The 15,908-nt window shown below is 65.8% G+C and carries 15 protein-coding genes; 6 read left to right on the plus strand and 9 right to left on the minus strand.

Annotated elements, in window-relative coordinates; all coding sequences use genetic code 11:
• Nucleotides 1–8: 8 nt before the first annotated feature.
• Nucleotides 9–2,303: a cellulose biosynthesis cyclic di-GMP-binding regulatory protein BcsB gene (bcsB, locus tag ABDB81_RS02460; RefSeq protein WP_346809608.1), complete on the minus strand. Its 2,295-nt coding sequence runs from the start codon at nucleotides 2,301–2,303 to the stop codon at nucleotides 9–11.
• A 349-nt stretch (nucleotides 2,304–2,652) separates the two neighbouring features.
• Between bcsB and ABDB81_RS02465 the strand changes: the two genes are divergently transcribed.
• Both ABDB81_RS02465 and ABDB81_RS02470 read left to right on the plus strand, forming a co-directional pair.
• Nucleotides 2,653–3,513, plus strand: coding sequence for a D-amino acid aminotransferase (locus ABDB81_RS02465; protein ID WP_346809610.1), 861 nt, complete (start codon nucleotides 2,653–2,655; stop codon nucleotides 3,511–3,513).
• A gap of 70 nt (nucleotides 3,514–3,583) precedes the next feature.
• Nucleotides 3,584–3,859: a hypothetical protein gene (locus tag ABDB81_RS02470; RefSeq protein ID WP_137928587.1), complete on the plus strand. Its 276-nt coding sequence runs from the start codon at nucleotides 3,584–3,586 to the stop codon at nucleotides 3,857–3,859.
• Nucleotides 3,860–3,865: 6 nt separating this feature from the next.
• Here the strand turns inward: ABDB81_RS02470 and ABDB81_RS02475 are convergent, their stop codons facing one another.
• The 4 genes from ABDB81_RS02475 to ABDB81_RS02490 form a co-directional block, all read right to left on the minus strand.
• Entirely contained in the window at nucleotides 3,866–5,785 is a 1,920-nt protein-coding gene (locus tag ABDB81_RS02475) for an EAL domain-containing protein (RefSeq protein ID WP_346809612.1), read from the minus strand.
• A 278-nt stretch (nucleotides 5,786–6,063) separates the two neighbouring features.
• Nucleotides 6,064–6,573 carry an OmpA family protein gene (locus ABDB81_RS02480; protein WP_137928589.1) on the minus strand — a complete coding sequence of 170 codons (510 nt, stop codon included), beginning with the start codon at nucleotides 6,571–6,573 and terminating at the stop codon, nucleotides 6,064–6,066.
• 5 nt (nucleotides 6,574–6,578) lie between these two features.
• Nucleotides 6,579–7,856 (minus strand): diguanylate cyclase, encoded by a 1,278-nt coding sequence (locus ABDB81_RS02485; RefSeq protein WP_346809614.1) that lies wholly within the window; start codon nucleotides 7,854–7,856, stop codon nucleotides 6,579–6,581.
• Complete coding sequence (locus ABDB81_RS02490) at nucleotides 7,853–8,428, minus strand: YfiR family protein (RefSeq protein WP_346809688.1); 576 nt, start codon at nucleotides 8,426–8,428, stop codon at nucleotides 7,853–7,855. Before ABDB81_RS02490 ends, ABDB81_RS02485 begins: the two co-directional genes overlap by 4 nt.
• A gap of 319 nt (nucleotides 8,429–8,747) precedes the next feature.
• On the opposite strand from ABDB81_RS02490, the gene ABDB81_RS02495 reads away from it, so the two are divergent.
• Nucleotides 8,748–8,951 (plus strand): hypothetical protein, encoded by a 204-nt coding sequence (locus ABDB81_RS02495; protein WP_137928563.1) that lies wholly within the window; start codon nucleotides 8,748–8,750, stop codon nucleotides 8,949–8,951.
• A gap of 128 nt (nucleotides 8,952–9,079) precedes the next feature.
• Nucleotides 9,080–9,301, plus strand: a complete 222-nt coding sequence (locus tag ABDB81_RS02500; RefSeq protein ID WP_137928562.1) for a hypothetical protein — start codon at nucleotides 9,080–9,082, stop codon at nucleotides 9,299–9,301.
• A gap of 103 nt (nucleotides 9,302–9,404) precedes the next feature.
• Here the strand turns inward: ABDB81_RS02500 and ABDB81_RS02505 are convergent, their stop codons facing one another.
• The 3 genes from ABDB81_RS02505 to glpK all read right to left on the minus strand — a co-directional run bounded on the left by ABDB81_RS02505 (nucleotide 9,405) and on the right by glpK (nucleotide 13,034).
• Nucleotides 9,405–9,788, minus strand: coding sequence for a hypothetical protein (locus ABDB81_RS02505; protein WP_137928561.1), 384 nt, complete (start codon nucleotides 9,786–9,788; stop codon nucleotides 9,405–9,407).
• Nucleotides 9,789–9,873: 85 nt separating this feature from the next.
• The gene (locus ABDB81_RS02510) at nucleotides 9,874–11,478 is read right to left on the minus strand and encodes a glycerol-3-phosphate dehydrogenase/oxidase (protein WP_137928560.1); all 1,605 of its coding nucleotides are present in this window, start codon (nucleotides 11,476–11,478) and stop codon (nucleotides 9,874–9,876) included.
• 14 nt (nucleotides 11,479–11,492) lie between these two features.
• Nucleotides 11,493–13,034: a glycerol kinase GlpK gene (gene glpK, locus ABDB81_RS02515; protein WP_346809617.1), complete on the minus strand. Its 1,542-nt coding sequence runs from the start codon at nucleotides 13,032–13,034 to the stop codon at nucleotides 11,493–11,495.
• 24 nt (nucleotides 13,035–13,058) lie between these two features.
• Here glpK and ABDB81_RS02520 point away from each other — a divergent pair, with 24 nt between their 5' ends.
• Nucleotides 13,059–13,901 carry an NUDIX hydrolase family protein gene (locus ABDB81_RS02520; protein ID WP_137928558.1) on the plus strand — a complete coding sequence of 281 codons (843 nt, stop codon included), beginning with the start codon at nucleotides 13,059–13,061 and terminating at the stop codon, nucleotides 13,899–13,901.
• Between the two features lie 62 nt (nucleotides 13,902–13,963).
• Complete coding sequence (gene purU / locus ABDB81_RS02525; protein WP_346809619.1) at nucleotides 13,964–14,830, plus strand: formyltetrahydrofolate deformylase; 867 nt, start codon at nucleotides 13,964–13,966, stop codon at nucleotides 14,828–14,830.
• A gap of 169 nt (nucleotides 14,831–14,999) precedes the next feature.
• Here the strand turns inward: purU and ABDB81_RS02530 are convergent, their stop codons facing one another.
• Entirely contained in the window at nucleotides 15,000–15,767 is a 768-nt protein-coding gene (locus ABDB81_RS02530; protein ID WP_171020341.1) for a DeoR/GlpR family DNA-binding transcription regulator, read from the minus strand.
• Nucleotides 15,768–15,908: the final 141 nt, after the last annotated feature.

A 15,908-nucleotide genomic window follows, 5' to 3' on the forward strand; every position in this document is an offset into this window, starting at 1 on the left:
TTGGCACGTCAGCCACCATTGCGCCGCGCCGCGAGCCGGCCCAGCGCCCAGAACAGCGTCAGTGCCACGAGCAGCCCGGCCAGGATGCCGGCCACGGCCAGCAGCGCCGGATGCGCCGACATCTTCATCCAGAGCCGCGCATACCAGGGCAGGTTGCCGACGTAGTAGGTGTCGCCCAGCCGCAGCCCCTCCAGCTCGCGCTGCCGGATCACGGTCAGGTCGCCACGGATCTGCGACACCTTGCCGGGATCTTCCAGCACATCGAGCACGTCTCGCACGCGTTCGTCGCTCGATGCGGTGATCGCCACCACGCTGCGCTGTTCTGCAAATGGCGATTCAAAGCCGATCAGCGCCGCCATCGGGCCATCGGCGGTCAGGATCGCGCGGCCCGCCGGCGAGATGTTCTCTTCCTCGATCCCGCTGAGCCAGTTCGACCATGCATGGGTGCGCTGGTCGCGCAGCGTGATCTCGGTCTTGCCGCGTTCGATCAGCAACGGCAGGGACTTGCCCCAGCCCTGCAGCACCTGCGCGGCGCTGCCCGTGCCGATCACCACCAGATTGCGATCCTTGACCGATTCGATCGACTTGGCCGGCACCACGGTCACGCGCAGCGACGGCAGGCCGGTCCACTTGCCCATATGGCCGAGCACGGTCAGCAGCGCTTCCTGATCGGTGGCGGTGGGCGCATCGGGCATCACGATGGCGGTGTCCGAGAGGTCCGCCATGCGCGTGAACGGATAGCCGCTGTTGGCGAAGAAGGCGAGGTTCGGCATCGCCGCGTAGTGCAGGAAGCCGCTGAAATCGATCGACGAATCGGGGTCCACCGCCGCACGCGCCACGTTGGCGGCGGTGGACGAGCACAGCCCGGTCTTCTGCGAATCGATATGGAACCGGAACTGCATCTGGTTGTTGCTGCCCACACGGAACGCGGGGATCAGGATCGAGTTGCTGACCGTGGCGCTGCCGCCGGACAGCAGCGGCACGGCTACCACGTTCTCGTCGGTCTGCACCGTCAGCGGCTTGAGCCGGTACGAGCGCACGAGCTGGTCGTTGACGTCGATGCTGAGTACCGAGTCGTTGTACGTGGACGGCGCGGTGTAGCGATACTTCATGCTCAGCGGCACGGCACGGTCGTTCCAGCCGAACAGGTCGGCCGGCACGCGCAGGTTCACGCGGATGGCGTCGGGTGTGGCGCCCGATACCTGCAACTGCTGCGGATCGGTCACCAGTTCCTTGAACATGACCGGACGATCCACCGGTGCCCAGGCGGGCGCGTCATACGGGCGGCGTGGCTTGCCGAGGTCCACCGACTGCACGGCGGCGCGCGGGCCTGCCATGCCAGCCTTGCCAAGCACCACGGCGTTGGCGGCGATTTCAAGCTCCTGCGGCGTGCGGCCGGCCAGCACGAGCAGTTTGCGCGACGGATCGGCCGGATTCGGCATCACGCTGACCGACGGGCCTTCGATCTTCTCGATGCGGATGCCGTCGGGCTGGGCATTGGGCAGTACCAGCGCAATCGCGTTGGTATCGGCTGGCGCGGTGCGTGCCACGGGGAAGCGCAGTTCGCGATAGCTGGCCAACGCGCCCAGCCACGACGCCACCACGCCAGCGGCGCGCAGTGTTGCGGGATCGGCACCGGCGGGCAGCATGAACGGTACGGTCACGCGGCGATTGTCACGCCGGTCGAAAAACGGCGCGGGCAGCAGCGCCAGGCTGTCGGGCAGCGTGATGCCGGCCTTGGTCAGCGTCAGCGAACTGGTGGGGCTGATGTCGGTCCACAGGCTCGAATGGTACGGGTCCTCGCAATGATCGAGCGTGTAGTGCGCGATCATCTGCACGTTGATGCGATTGAAGTCCGTAAAGAAGCGGGGATCCAGATCGATCTCACGCGAAATCTGCTGGCCCGCGTGTTCCTTGTCTAGCGGAATCGTGGCCACGACTTCGTCGTTGAGCCGCACCTTCAGGTGTGAGAGCGGATAGATCAGCGAGGGCGAATACGTGAAGACGAGCTTCAGCTTGGCGGCGGTCACCACTTCGTCCAGACGTACGCCGACATTGACGGTGCGGTCCGGGTCCAGCCCGCGCAGCGGGATCGTGTAGTTCGCGCCCATCTGGGCGAAGGTCAGGGTCTGGCTGCGCCCCGGGGGCAGGGCAGTGGCATCGGAGGCGGGGGCGGATGCCGGGGTGGAAGGTGTGACTGCGGTCGGGGGCGGGGGCGTTCGGGTGGTCTGTGCCGCCGCATCGGGAATGCCTCCCGCTGGAAAGGTTGCAGGCAGCAGCGCCAACAGCAGGGCCGGTCGCAATCTGCGGAGTCGGACGTGTCGCAGGCCTGACAGGAGTTCCTTCATATGGGGCGCCCTGTGAAGATTGCGCAGCAGTTCACTGCGGAGAGAAGGTACTGCGTGGCGAATATAGCACGTGGAAAACGGCCAGCAGCAAGGCTTTCCGGGCGGCAGGCAGTGAATTAAGAAAGATTCAATTCAGACCCGCGTTGGTATTTAAATAATTAAATTCTGAAGCGCCGAAATTGCCGGAGTGCGGTAAGTTCGACAATTTCCTGAAGCGCGGCATGCAGATTTTGCATAAGGGCAGGAAGGGGCGTGTGGAAGAATGCCGGTACACCTTTCTCTTTCCGAGCCTTCGAAAATCGCCATGTCCCAAGCTGCCGCCGAATCCATCGTCTTCCTGAACGGGGACCTGCTTCCCGTTTCCGAAGCCCGCATTCCTGTCCTCGACCGGGGCTTCATCTTTGGCGACGGCATTTACGAGGTCATTCCCATCTACAACGGCAAGCCGTTTCGCGGGGCGCAACATCTGGCGCGCCTGGCGCGCAGCCTGGATGGCATCGGCATTCCCAATCCCTATACGGAATCGGAATGGCACGCACAAATCCAGAAGGTGATCGATGCCAACGGACTGGCCGACCAGATGATCTACATGCAGGTCACGCGTGGCGTGGCCAAGCGTGCGCATGCCTTCCCAAAGGAAGTCACGCCTACCGTGCTGATCATGACCAATCCGATGGTGCTGCCTCCGGCTGCCTCGGTGCAGCAGGGCGTGGCATGCGTGACGATGGAAGACCGCCGCTGGCTCAACTGCCAGATCAAGTCCACGTCGCTGCTGGGCAACGTCCTGGCGGCGCAGGTGGCGGCCGAGGCGGGTGTGACCGAGGCCATCCAGTTTCGCGACGGCTATCTGACCGAGGCATCGGCCTCCAACGTGTGGGTGGTCAGCCAGGGCCGCGTGGCCGCGCCGCCGAAGGACAACCTGATCCTGGAAGGCATCCGCTACGGCCTGATGGAAGAACTGTGCGCGGCGATGGATATCTCGTTCACGGCACGCCGCATTGCGCGCGACGAAGTGTTCGGCGCGGACGAGGTGATGATCTCGTCGGCCAGCAAGGAGCTGCTGCCGGTGGTGACCATCGACGGCAAGACCATTGGCAGTGGCAAACCGGGTCCGGTGTTCCAGCGCCTGTATGCGGCATATCAGGCGGCCAAGGCGGCGCTCTGATCGCCTGCTGCCCCGGGGGATGGCCGCGTGCTAGGATGGCCGCGGACCAACCACCGACAGGAGGCGGCTCATGGCCAAGCGCGAGCGCAGCCGGCGGGTCATCAAGGAAGAGGTGAGCCGACGCATTCAGCAGATCGACGAGATCGCGGACGAGGGCATGCGCGTGCGTGTGCCCGATCCGGTGCCGCACGCACGCGATGCGCGGGGCCGGAACTGGGACATGGGACGCTTCGGCAATGCACGCGGCTACGAGCAGGCGATTCGCGCCGTGGTCGACGATGTACGCGACGAGTTCGATCTCGGTGACGATCCCCCGAGCGCCGTGCCGAACCCGTTCGGCAACTAGGCGTTCTCAGCCAGGCAGTCCCGGCCAGGCCGTCTGTGGCTGCCAGCCTGCGATAGCCGCAGCGGGCAGGGGCTGCGCGAACAGGAAGCCCTGTCCCACGTGGCAGCCTTGTTCGAGCAGAAACTGGCGCTGGAAGGTGCTGGTCACGCCCTCTGCCACCACGTTGAGATTGCGGGCCCGGCCGATGCGGATCACCGCCTCCACCAGCGTCCGCGTGGCCTCGCTGGTTTCCAGGTCAAGCAGGAAACTGCGATCCAGCTTGATTTCTTCCACCGGCAGGCGCGTCAGCCGGCTCAGGCTGGAGAACCCCGTCCCGAAGTCATCGATCGACAGCCGCACACCAAGCCGCCGCAGCGTGGCGATGGTTGCGATGGCTGTCTCCGCCTCGGCGGCCTGTTCCAGGAAGACGCTTTCCGTAATCTCGATGGTCAGCTCGCCCGGCGACAGGCCGTTGGCCTGCAGCGCTTGCGCCACTACTTCGGAGAGACCGGGATCGCGGATCGACAGCGGCGACAGGTTGACCGACATTGCCGGCACGGCCGTGCCTGTCTGACGCCATTGGGCCTGCTGTGCGCAGGCCTCGCGGATGGCCCAGTAGCCCAGTTCCACGATCAGGCCCGACTCCTCGGCCAGCGGTACGAAGACCGCAGGCGGCACATCGCCCCGTCGCGGATGTGGCCAGCGCGCCAGGGCTTCCACCGCCCACAGGTTGCCGGAAGCCAGATGGATCTGCGGCTGGTAGTGCATGCGCAGCGCGCCATCGGCGATGGCATCGCGCAGTTCGAGTTCGAGCGCACGCCGGTCACCGAGCCGGCGCGCCAGCGACGCGTCATAGACGCACACGTGGTTGCCGCGCTCCCGTGGCCGGCGCCGCTTGGCCTGATAGACGGCCAGGTCCGCATGGTGCAGCAGCGTGGCGCGGTCCCGGCCGCCATCGCCACCCGGGCCGCCCAGCACGCTGATGCCGATGCTGGCCGACGGTATCAGGCGATGGCCGTGCGTCAGCACGACCGGTGCCGACAGCGCGTCGAGCAGCGCATGGGCGGCGGCAAGGGCGCGGTCCTGTGCGTGGTCGGGCAGCAGGATCGCGAACTCATCGCCCGAGAGCCGGCCTGCGACAGCGTCGGCATGGCAGTTCAGTGCCACGAGTTGGAGCCGCGCAGCCACTTCGGTCAGGAATCGGTCGCCCGCGCCGTGGCCCTGCACATCGTTGACATGCTTGAAATCGTTCAGGTCGATGAACAGCATCGACAGGGGCGTGCCGCCGGCATTGGCCTGGGCTACGGCATCGTCGGTGCGCGATAGCAGCAACTGGCGGTTGGGCAAGCCGGTCAACGCATCGTAGGAGACCAGGCGATGGATGCGGTCCTGCGCATGGTCGCGCGCCAGCGCCAGCGCGCAGAGATTGGTGGCCACGGCCACCAGGTTCTCGTGGAAGGCGTCGGGCAGGCGCGGCTCGGCAAAGCACAGTGCGAAAGTGCCGAGCACACTGCCATCGGCGGCGCGTACCGGAGTCGACCAGCTAGCGGCGAGTCCGGCGGCCAGCGCCGCTTCGCGCAGCGGTTCCCAGCGGGAATCCCCGGCAATGTCGTAGACGGCCACGGGTTGGCCCAGAAAGGCGGCGGCACCGCAGGACCCCGATTCCAGCCCGATGGGCAGGTCGCGGAATGGCGCCAGCGCGGCCGGATCGGCGGAAGGCATGGCCACGAGCTTGAGCCGGCCATGCTCCACGCGCATGACGGCCGCAATAGCGCCGGGAGACATGCGCTCCACGCTGCGACACAGGTCGGCCATGATTTGGTGCGAGGGGACGTCGCGTGCCAGGGCCGCCACCGCCTCTGCCGCGGCGGCCAACAGGGTGACCTGGTTGCGCGCGTTGACAGCGACCACGGCATTGATCGCCTGTTCCAGCGCCTGGGTACGCATGCTTTCTGACTTTCTCTTTTTATGGGAAATACGTGAGTACACGCGCCCGGCGATCTCCCTCAATCGTCGTACCTCTGCATGCACCCCGGGAGTGTAAGGCGGCTATCCAATGGCCAGAGGCAGGGTTTGCCCGCGCTTTTGTAGAAATGACAATGCGGTCAACCCCTCTTTCGGGGTCGTGCGGGCATACGGGCCTTGATGGAGGCGGATCGCGCCGTGAAATCGGCGGAATTAGAGGGTTTACTCAGGAGCGGACAATGAAGCGGCCGAGCCCAGCATCAATCCACGGTGACGATGATCGCCACGCGGCGGTTCTCTGCACGGCCAGCGCTGGTGTCGTTGTCGGCAATGGGCCGCGTCTTGCCCAGGCCGCGCACCACCAGGCGGTCGCGCGTGAAGCCGCACGCGCCCAGCACGCGGGCCACCGCTTCGGCGCGGCGCATGGAGAGCCGCAGGTTGTACGCGTCGGAGCCGGTGTTGTCGGTGTGGCCGTCTACGTGCAGCACGTCGATGCCGGCTTCGCTGAGCCGCCGGCCGATCCGGATAACCGTGGCCGTCTGGTCCAGCGAAATAGCGTCGTCGTCGAACTTGAACAGCACCTTGTTCGTACGCCCCAGTTCCCAGCCGTGGTCCGTCAACTGAAATCCCTGGTCTTTCAGGACGCTGACCTGGGCGGGTGTGAGTTTGCCAACCGGTTCGGGTTCGGGCGGGCTGGTCGCGCAACCGGCCAGCGCAAGCATGATGACCGTAGTCTGTATCAGCAGTGCGCGGCGGGTGAGCTCGGACATGGTCGTCAGGCCTGCCGTTGCGGCGGAGCGGTCTCGGCAGCGTGCCAGGTGGCCCCCGAATCCCGCTTGGCGCCGTACATGGCGGCGTCGGCGGCGTGGAGCAGGGCCGCGCCATTGCGGGCATGCACCGGGAAGACAGCCAGTCCGATACTGAGCGGCGCCATGACCGAGTTGCCGTCGGGCAGGTCGATGGGTACGTTCATCGCGTCGAGGATGCCCTCGGCGGCGCGGATTGCATCCTCGGGCTGGCGCAATGCCTCGATCAGGACGGCGAACTCGTCGCCGCCGAGCCGACCCACAGTGTCGGATTCGCGCAGGCAGCCCCGGATGCGCTCGGCAATGCCGACCAGCACGACATCGCCTGCCGCGTGGCCATGGCGATCGTTGATGCCTTTGAAATCGTCACTGTCTAGATAGAGCACGGCGGCGTACTGGTTGCGGGCGGCTGCGGTGCGCAGCGCCTGATCGAGCGCTTCGGCAAACGCGGCACGGTTGAGCAATCCTGTCAGCCCGTCGTGGGTGGCGCGGTGCGCCAGCGAACGGTTCTCCCGCTGCAACTGCTTTTGCCAGGCTTCCAGTTCGTCGAGCAGGACATTGAAGTCCTCGGACAACGCGTTCAGTTCCTCGATCCGCGCTGGCGGCATGCGCTGGCCGAAAGCCCGTTCGGACCGCACCGCGTGCGCCACCCGCATCAGGTTGCGCAACGGATCGATGATGTCGCCCAACATCCGGCTGGACATGTAGTGCGCGCCCACGGCGGTCACCAGCAGGCACGCAATCAGCCCCAGCGTGCCTTGCAGCAGGAAGTGGAGCAGGGCGATGGGGTCGCCCACCACACGCACGGTGCCTACCTGCTGGGACTCATGGATGATCGGTTGCTCGGCAGGGCCGGAGGTCAGCAGTTCCCCGGCAATCTGGCGCAACGCCGGAAAGCGGTCCTGGCCGGGCCGCCGCCATGTGGCCAGCAACTGGCGGTCGCCGTCGTAGACCGCCACGGTGGCCACGTCCTCGGTGGAGGCGATGACCGACAGCGCATCGGCGGCAGCGGCCTGGTCGCCGAACACGACCGGGGCTTCCACCGTATAGGCGATGGAACGCGCCACGAGCCGCAGGTTGTGATCGGCATAGGCGCGCAGCGCGGTCATGCCAAGCAGCGTCAGGGAGATGCCAGCCATGAGCACCGCGATCAGCGCCACGCTCAGGTGGATGCGCCGCAGCGCGCCGTACAGCGTGGGGCGGGGGGGCGGGGGCGCAGAGGAGGGGCGGCGGCCGGGCAGGTTCATGGCGCTGCCGCCTTGCGGCGTCCCAGTTGCAGCACCCCCGGATGAACGTGGATGCCGCTGCGCGCGATGGCGTCGAGATTGATCCGGAACGACACCTGGCTGTCCCGGATGCTCAGGCAGAACATGCTGCCGCCTTCACACTCGAAATCCTCTTCTGCGATCACCAGCACGGGTTTGCCTACGAATGCGGAGGTGAGCTTGCGGCGGCGGGCTTCGTCCATGACGCCGATGTAGAGGGCGTCGCACCCGGGAATGAGGGCATCCGCGAGCATGTCCACGCGCCGGGATTCCACGAGCCGGCCCGTCGATAGCGTGCCGCCTTCCATCAGCTTGGCGGCGTAGCGTGCGCCCGTATCCACGCACAATTTCACCGTTTCGCGCTCTTCCGGCCAGCGCGCATAACTGAGCAGACTCATCACCACGCGCGCCACGGCTTCGGGCCGCGAGGGGCCGGCAGGCAAGGCCGATCCGGAAGAGGTGGGAGCGGGCACAGCAAGCGATGGGGCGGGCGCCGAAGCTGCCGACGCAGGCGGCGATGACGCCACTGCCGATCTGGCGCAAGGCAATGCCATCACCACCGCCAGCAGCGCCGGCAGGGCCGGGCGGGCAAGGCGGTGCAGAAGATGACGCGCGGCGAGCAGGTGAAACGCAGGGCGCGGCAATGGAGCGGCTGGCGTGATGTCTGACAATCCGGGGAGTACGGGCAGTACTGGAAATCGGGCGTGTGGATAACTCCATGGAAGTGTCGGCTTGGTTTGCAAAAACTGTAGCCACAAAAACCTGCGCCCGCACCGGTCCAAATGCCCTAGTGCGAGCGGTGGACGCTGTGCTAGAGTTTTTGCCACTCCCGCTTGTCCTGAAGTCCTGAAGCAATCGAACCGGAGGCACGCCATGGCGACCGAATCCAGACCGCAACTCAAAGCTTTCGTGCAGACCGCGCCGCAGGCTGGGCGCTACGTATGGATCATCTCACTGGTGGATTTCAGTGCGCAGCAGATCCGGCGCAGCATTGTCTCGGACGAGACCTTCACGACGTCCGACGCCGCGCGCGTGGCCGGCGACGCGGAACTCAAGGCGATGGCCGAGGACCACTGAAGGCGGGCCCGCCCCTGTCCTTCATGCCTTTCCCATCCTTTGCTTCACATCGGGAATCCCACGATGCGGTGACAGCGGCGCATGCCGCCATGCTAGGATTTCCCGCCGATTCCTCCGGAGACACCTTCATGGCAAAGCAGGTCTTCTCGCGTACGCAGTATCTCGACATCCTTAACGACAGCCTGCGGCGCCATCCCGGTTTCCAGCCCGGCATGGCGTTCGTGTTCCTGCCACCGGGCGCCAGTGCCACCCAGGCAGCAGGCGTGGGTTGCACCGGGCCGATGGACGCCATGCCTGTCTATTGCGAGATCGAGCGCGTGGCGTCGGGGCTGATCGAGGTGAAGGGGTAGGTTGGGAAAGAAGTAGGACAACCCATGAAAAAACGCACTCCGAAGAGTGCGTTTTTCGTTTCTGGCGAACCCTCCGGCGAGGGTCTGCCCAGAGTCTGGCGATTCAGTCCTCGTCTTCCTCGTCGTCGAGGAATTCGCGGCGCAGCATCCAGTTGGCGATGGCTTCGTCGCAGATATTCTTGAGCTTGCCCTTTTCGGGCAGTTTGTCGAACAGCTGGAAGTTGACCAGTGCCATGCCTGCGTCGGTGATGTAGAACAGGCGTTCGGGCTCGTCGTAGTGCACGACGCGGCCGTCGATGGCAGTGTCGTCGCCTTCGGCAGGCATGTCCTCGAGTTCCACCACGCGGCACGTGAAGCGCGGGCTGCGGGTGTGGGTCAGGTACTCGAACTCGTCGTGCGACACATTCCCGGCCTTGTCGGCGATAACAGCGAAGCCCCAGATGAACCGGGGCATCGGCAGATCGGACAGATCGTCAATCTCGTCCATGGTGTTCTCCGTGATGCAATAGGCGGCATTATCGCCGAAGTCCTGCCGCGTGGGTCGATCGCCGCACCCGCCGCTTCGATTCCCGTCAATCCAGCATGTATCCCCGGGCCAGCGCCCCGAAATCCTCCAGCTCCTGCGTCTGCCAGGCGGCATCGTGCCCCAGTTCCTCGGCCAGGATCTCCGCCACGCGCGGCGCCCCGGCCAGGGCGGCCCGGGCGTCGAGGAACAGCGCGCGGTTGCGGCGGCCCAGCACATCTTCCACACGGCGCGCGAGTTCGTGCCGCGCGGCAAAGCGGACGTGCGCCTCGGTCAGGCCCGAGGCCGGCACGATGATGGTGTCCGCGCCGGGCAGCGCCTGCACCAGCGGCAGGTCGGCGCCGTAGTAGCGGTCGGGCGATCCGCTCTGCGCGGGCGGCAGGTTCTCCGGCACGCCTGCGGCGCCGTGCAGCGGCAGGTCGGCCGTCCGGCACGGTGCGGCGCGCACCAGCTGGCGTTGGATGGCCGTGTCCATCACGTCCTCGGCCATCTTGCGGTAGGTGGTCCATTTGCCGCCGGTCACGGTGATCAGGCCGGCTTTCGAGACCAGGATGGTGTGCTCGCGCGACAACGATGCCGTGGATGCTTCGCCGGTGGCTTTGACCAGAGGCCGCAAGCCGGCCCAGACACTGGTCACGTCGGCACGGCTCGGATCGCGGGCAAGATAGCGCGCCGCTGTCTCCAGGATGAAGTCGATATCGTCGCTGGCGGCACGGGGCTCCAGCGGCAGGTCCTTGCGCGGCGTATCGGTGGTGCCCACGATCACATGGCCGTTCCAGGGGACGAGGAACAGCACGCGGCCATCGTCGGTTTTCGGGATCAGGATGGCGCGGTCGCCGGGCAGGAAGCTGCGTGGAATGGTCAGGTGCACGCCCTGGCTGGGTGCCACCATCGTGCGTGCCTGGCTGTCTTCCATCTGCCGCACCGCGTCTACCCACACACCCGTGGCGTTGATCACGCAGTCGGCGCGCAGCGTGAACGTGGCATCGCCGAGCGCGTCCCGTGCCGTGACGCCCGTGACCACGCCGTTTGACTGGGTCAGGCCGGTCACGCGCATGTAGTTGACGGCCGTACCCCCTACGTCGAACAGCGTGCGCATCAGCGCCATGGCCAGCCGCGCATCGTCGAACTGGCCGTCGAAATAGAGATTGCCGCCGCGCAGCGGTCGTCCGCCCACGTGTTCGGCCAGGGTAGGGGCGGCTTCGAGCGTCTCGCGGTGGTTCAGCCAGCGGCTGCCCGAAAGGTTCAGCCCGCCGGCCAGCATGTCGTAGACCTTCAGGCCGATGCCGTAGAACGGCTGGTCGAACATCTGGTAGGCCGGCACCACGAAGCCGAGCGGCCAGACCACATGCGGCGCATTGCGCGCCAGCAGGCCGCGTTCGTGCAAGGCTTCGCGCACCAGCCCGATATTGCCCTGGGCGAGGTAGCGCACGCCGCCATGCACAAGCTTGGTGGCCTTGCTCGACGTGCCCTTGGCAAAGTCGGCCGCTTCGAGCAGCAGGGTGCGATAGCCGCGCGCCGCGGCGTCGACGGCGGTGCCCAGGCCCGTGGCGCCGCCGCCGATGACGATGACATCCCAGCGCGCCTCGCGCGACAGCGTGTTGAGCAGTTCGCCGCGAGAGGGCGGCTGGACCGGAGGTACGGTGATTGGCATGGGGGCTTGTCTGTTTAATGTGCGGTGGAATCGTCGTCGCGCGCCCAGTCACGGGCTCGGTCCACGGCGCGATGCCAGCGCGCGATGCGGTGGCCGCGTTCGTCTGCCGACAGCTTCGGCTCGAAACGCTGCTCCACCTGCCATTGATGTGTGATTTCCTCAGGGCTGGTCCAGTATCCGGTAGCGAGCCCGGCCAGATAGGCGGCGCCCAGCGCCGTGGTTTCCGTGACGCGCGGGCGCACCACGGCGGTACCGAGCAGATCGGCCTGCATCTGCATCAGCAGGTCACTGCGTGACGCGCCGCCATCCACGCGTAACTCCGCCAGCGAGATCCCGGCGTCCTTCTGCATGGCGTCGAGCACATCCACGCTTTGCAGCGCAATGGATTCGAGCGCGGCGCGGGCGATATGCGGGCCACCCGTGCCACGCGTGATGCCGACCAGCGTGCCGCGCGCGAACGGGTCCCAATGCGGCGCGCCGAGTCCGGCAAAGGCCGGCACCAGCACCACGCCGCCGGTGTCCGCGCACTGGCGCGCCAGCGGGTCGACCTCGGGTGCGCTGTGGATCAGCTTGAGTCCATCGCGCAGCCACTGGATCGTGGCGCCGCCCATGAACACGCCGCCTTCGAGGCAATACTGCGTGTCCTGTCCGATCTGCCAGCCGATGGTGGTGATCAGCCGGTTCTGCGACGTAACCGGGCTGTTGCCCGTATTCATCAGGATGAAGCAGCCCGTGCCATAGGTGTTCTTGGCCATGCCTGGGTAGAGGCAGGCTTGCCCGAACGTGGCGGCCTGCTGGTCGCCAGCGATGCCGGCGATCGGAACTTCCACGCCGAACAGTCGCGCCGACGTGCGCGCCACTTCGCCGCTGGAGGGCGCCACTTCGGGCAGGAGACTGCGGGGGATGTCGAGGATGCCGAGCAGTTCGTCGTCCCAGCGGAAATCGTGGATATTGAACAGCAGCGTGCGCGAGGCGTTGGACACATCGGTCACATGTCGTGCGCCATCGGTCAGTTGCCAGATCAGCCAGCTATCCACGGTGCCAAAAGCGAGTTCGCCACGCTCGGCACGGGCGCGGGCGCCGTCGTAGTGATCCAGCATCCAGCGCAGCTTGGTGCCCGAGAAATAGGCGTCGATGATCAGGCCGGTCTTCTGCTGGAAGGTGTCGCCATGGCCAGCGGCCTGCAGGTCCTCGCACATCGAGGCAGTGCGGCGGTCCTGCCAGACCAATGCGCGGCCCACGGGCTCGCCGGTCTTGCGGTCCCACAGCACGCTGGTCTCGCGCTGGTTAGTGATGCCGATGCCCACGAGCTGCGAGCCACTGACATTGGCATCGGCCAGAACCTCGTGCGCCACGGCCAGTTGCGATTGCCAGATTTCGTAGGGGTCGTGCTCGACGTGTCCGGGATGCGGATAATATTGCCGGAATTCGCGCTGGGCGATCCGCACCACATTGCCCGCGTGATCGAACAGGATGGCGCGCGAACTGCTGGTGCCCTGATCCAGAGCGAGTACATAGCGCGGCTGCGCAGCGTGTGTCGATGTCATGCGATCCATCCGCAATGGTTGAATTGAGTACCTATGTCCGAATCTGCTTTCCGCGATACCAATGTCGTCAGCCACATCCGCGCAGGCATTGCCGCGCGCAGCCCGTTCGATCCCGCCGCGCATCTGCGGCTGATGGTCGTTGATGCCCACGTGGGTTGGTTGCCGCGCCGCCATGCGGAGATACTCACGGGGATGGGCGATGTCATCGGGCCGGAAGAGCAGGGCGCCGTGGCGCTGCTGCCGGGCTGTATCGATGCCGCATCTCGCAACGCCGTGCTGGCCGCTCTCGCACGCAAGCTGGCCGATGCCGGCCACGTACGCGGCTGGCGCAATGAACTGTTTGCCGTGACCCCGGCGCTCGATGCGAAGCCGTTCGCGGTCATCGAACGTGCGGCGGCGCGGTTCCTGGGCCTGCTGACGTTTGCCTCGCACATGAACGGCATTGTCGAGGGGGCAACGCCCGCGCTGTGGATCTCGCGCCGCAGCCCGTCCAAGTCCGTGGACCCCGGCATGTGGGACAACCTTGTGGCCGGTGGCGTGCCGGCTGGCAGCGATCCGCTTGAAACGCTGGTTCGCGAATGCGACGAGGAATCGGGCATTCCGCCCGCGCTGGCCAGCCGGGCCGAGGCCCACGGCGTGATCGATGTCCTGCGTGAAATCCCCGAAGGCGTGCAGTGGGAGCGGGTGTACGCATACGACCTGCTGCTGCCGGCGGACTTCGTGCCGCACAACCGCGACGGCGAGGTAGCCGAGCACCGGCATATCGGTCCTGCGGCATTGCTTGATATCATGGCGGCCCGCGCCATGACCGTAGATGCCACGCTGGTGACGCTGGATGCCCTTTGCCGACGCGGCTGGGCGGCCATCCAGCCCTGATCTCCACGCCTTGCGGTCCCGGCCTGCATAACCTCGAATGTCTTCAGCCCGATTGTTCCAAGATGAGCGCCACTGGATTTATCCTCACCCTTTCCTGCCCTGACCAACCGGGCATCGTGCATGCCGTATCGGGCCTGCTGTTCCAGAATGGCTGCAACATCGTCGATTCCGACCAGTACGGCGACGCGTTCACGGGCCGCTTCTTCATGCGCGTGCATTTCAGCGCCGCGCCCGGTGGCCCTGGCCTGAACGAACTGCGCGCAGCTTTCGCGCCGGTGGGCGACCAGTTCGGCATGCAGTGGGATGTGTTCGACGCCACGGTCAAGCCGCGCGTCATGATCATGGTGTCGAAGATCGGCCATTGCCTGAACGACCTGCTGTTCCGCGCCAAAGTGGGCGGCCTGCCGGTGGAGATCGCGGCCATCGTGTCGAACCATCGCGACTTCTATCAGCTGGCTGCGTCGTACGATGTGCCGTTCTTCCACCTGCCGTTGATGAACGCCTCGGCCGAACAGAAGTCCGCGCAGGAAGCGCGCGTGTTCGACGTGGTGCGCGAGCAGAACATCGACCTTGTGGTGCTGGCCCGTTACATGCAGGTGCTGTCCGACGACCTGTGCCGCAAGCTCGAAGGCCGCGCGATCAATATCCACCACTCGTTCCTGCCGAGCTTCAAGGGCGCCAAGCCTTATTACCAGGCCCATGACCGCGGCGTGAAGCTGATCGGCGCCACGGCTCACTACGTGACCGCCGATCTGGACGAAGGCCCGATCATCGAGCAGGAAATCGAGCGCGTGGATCACAGCATGGACCCCGAGCAACTGACCGCCGTCGGCCGCGACGTGGAATGCGTGGCCCTGGCCCGCGCGGTGAAATGGCATGCGGAACACCGGATTTTGCTCAATGGGCATAAGACGGTGGTGTTCAAGTAAGACCTCACCTGTCCCTATGTTTTGCTCCCCTCTCCCGCAAGCGGGAGAGGGGTTGGGGGAGAGGGCAGGAGGCTCTGCTTGCCGATGCAACGCAATTTGCACCGCCGACCCTCTCCCCCACCCCTCTCCCGCCAACGGGAGAGGGGAGAAAGACCAGTGCGGGATAAATTCACTCCCCCGCCACCACACATCCCACTCCACTATCCGCCAGCATCGCGTCGAACGGCGCGCGTAGTGGCTCGTCCGTGAACAGCCGGTCGATTCTCGACACAGGCGCCAGTTCCACCATGGCCTGGCGGCCGAACTTGCTAGCATCCGCGGCCAGCCAGACTTCGCGCGAATGTTCCATGATGGCGCGCGCCACCTTGACCTCGCGGAAATCGTAATCGCGCAGCGTCCCGTCGGCCTCGATGCCCGAGATGCCGATCAGTCCGATATCCACCTTGAATTGCCGGATGAACTCCACCGTGGCCTCGCCGATGATGCCGCGGTCCCGCGAACGCAGCACGCCGCCGGCGACGATGACTTCGCAATCGGGGTTATCGGCCAGGATATTGGCCACATGCAGGTTATTGGTGATGACACGCAGCCCGCGATGGTGGATCAGCGCGCGTGCAACCTCTTCCACCGTGGTGCCGATGTTCAGGATCAGCGAGCAGCCTTCCGGCACTGCCGCCGCCACGGCGCGCGCGATGCGCACCTTGCCCTCGGCATTGAGCACCTGCCGCTGCGGATAGGCGATGTTCTCGGTGGTCGAACCGTCCATGCGCACGCCGCCATGAAAGCGGGCCAGCATGCCGTTCTCCGCCAGCAAATTGACATCGCGCCTCACGGTCTGCAATGTCACCCCGAACTTGCGGGCAAGCTCGTCGATCGAGGCAAAGCCCTGGCTGCGGACTTCCTCTAGAAGGGCGGTCTGGCGTGGATTCAGCGTCATGCCGGGCATTCTAGTTCAAACAGAAACGAAAACAAATGATGCGCTGCAGTATTGTTTTATGTTCGTTTATGCACTAAAACGAGCGGGGTAGATGAAAAAGTGCGCCTTGGCCGCCGTTTTCTAAGTGGCTTTGCAAGCACA

Source organism: Cupriavidus sp. DL-D2 (assembly GCF_039710735.1).
Taxonomy (GTDB): Bacteria; Pseudomonadota; Gammaproteobacteria; order Burkholderiales; family Burkholderiaceae; genus Cupriavidus.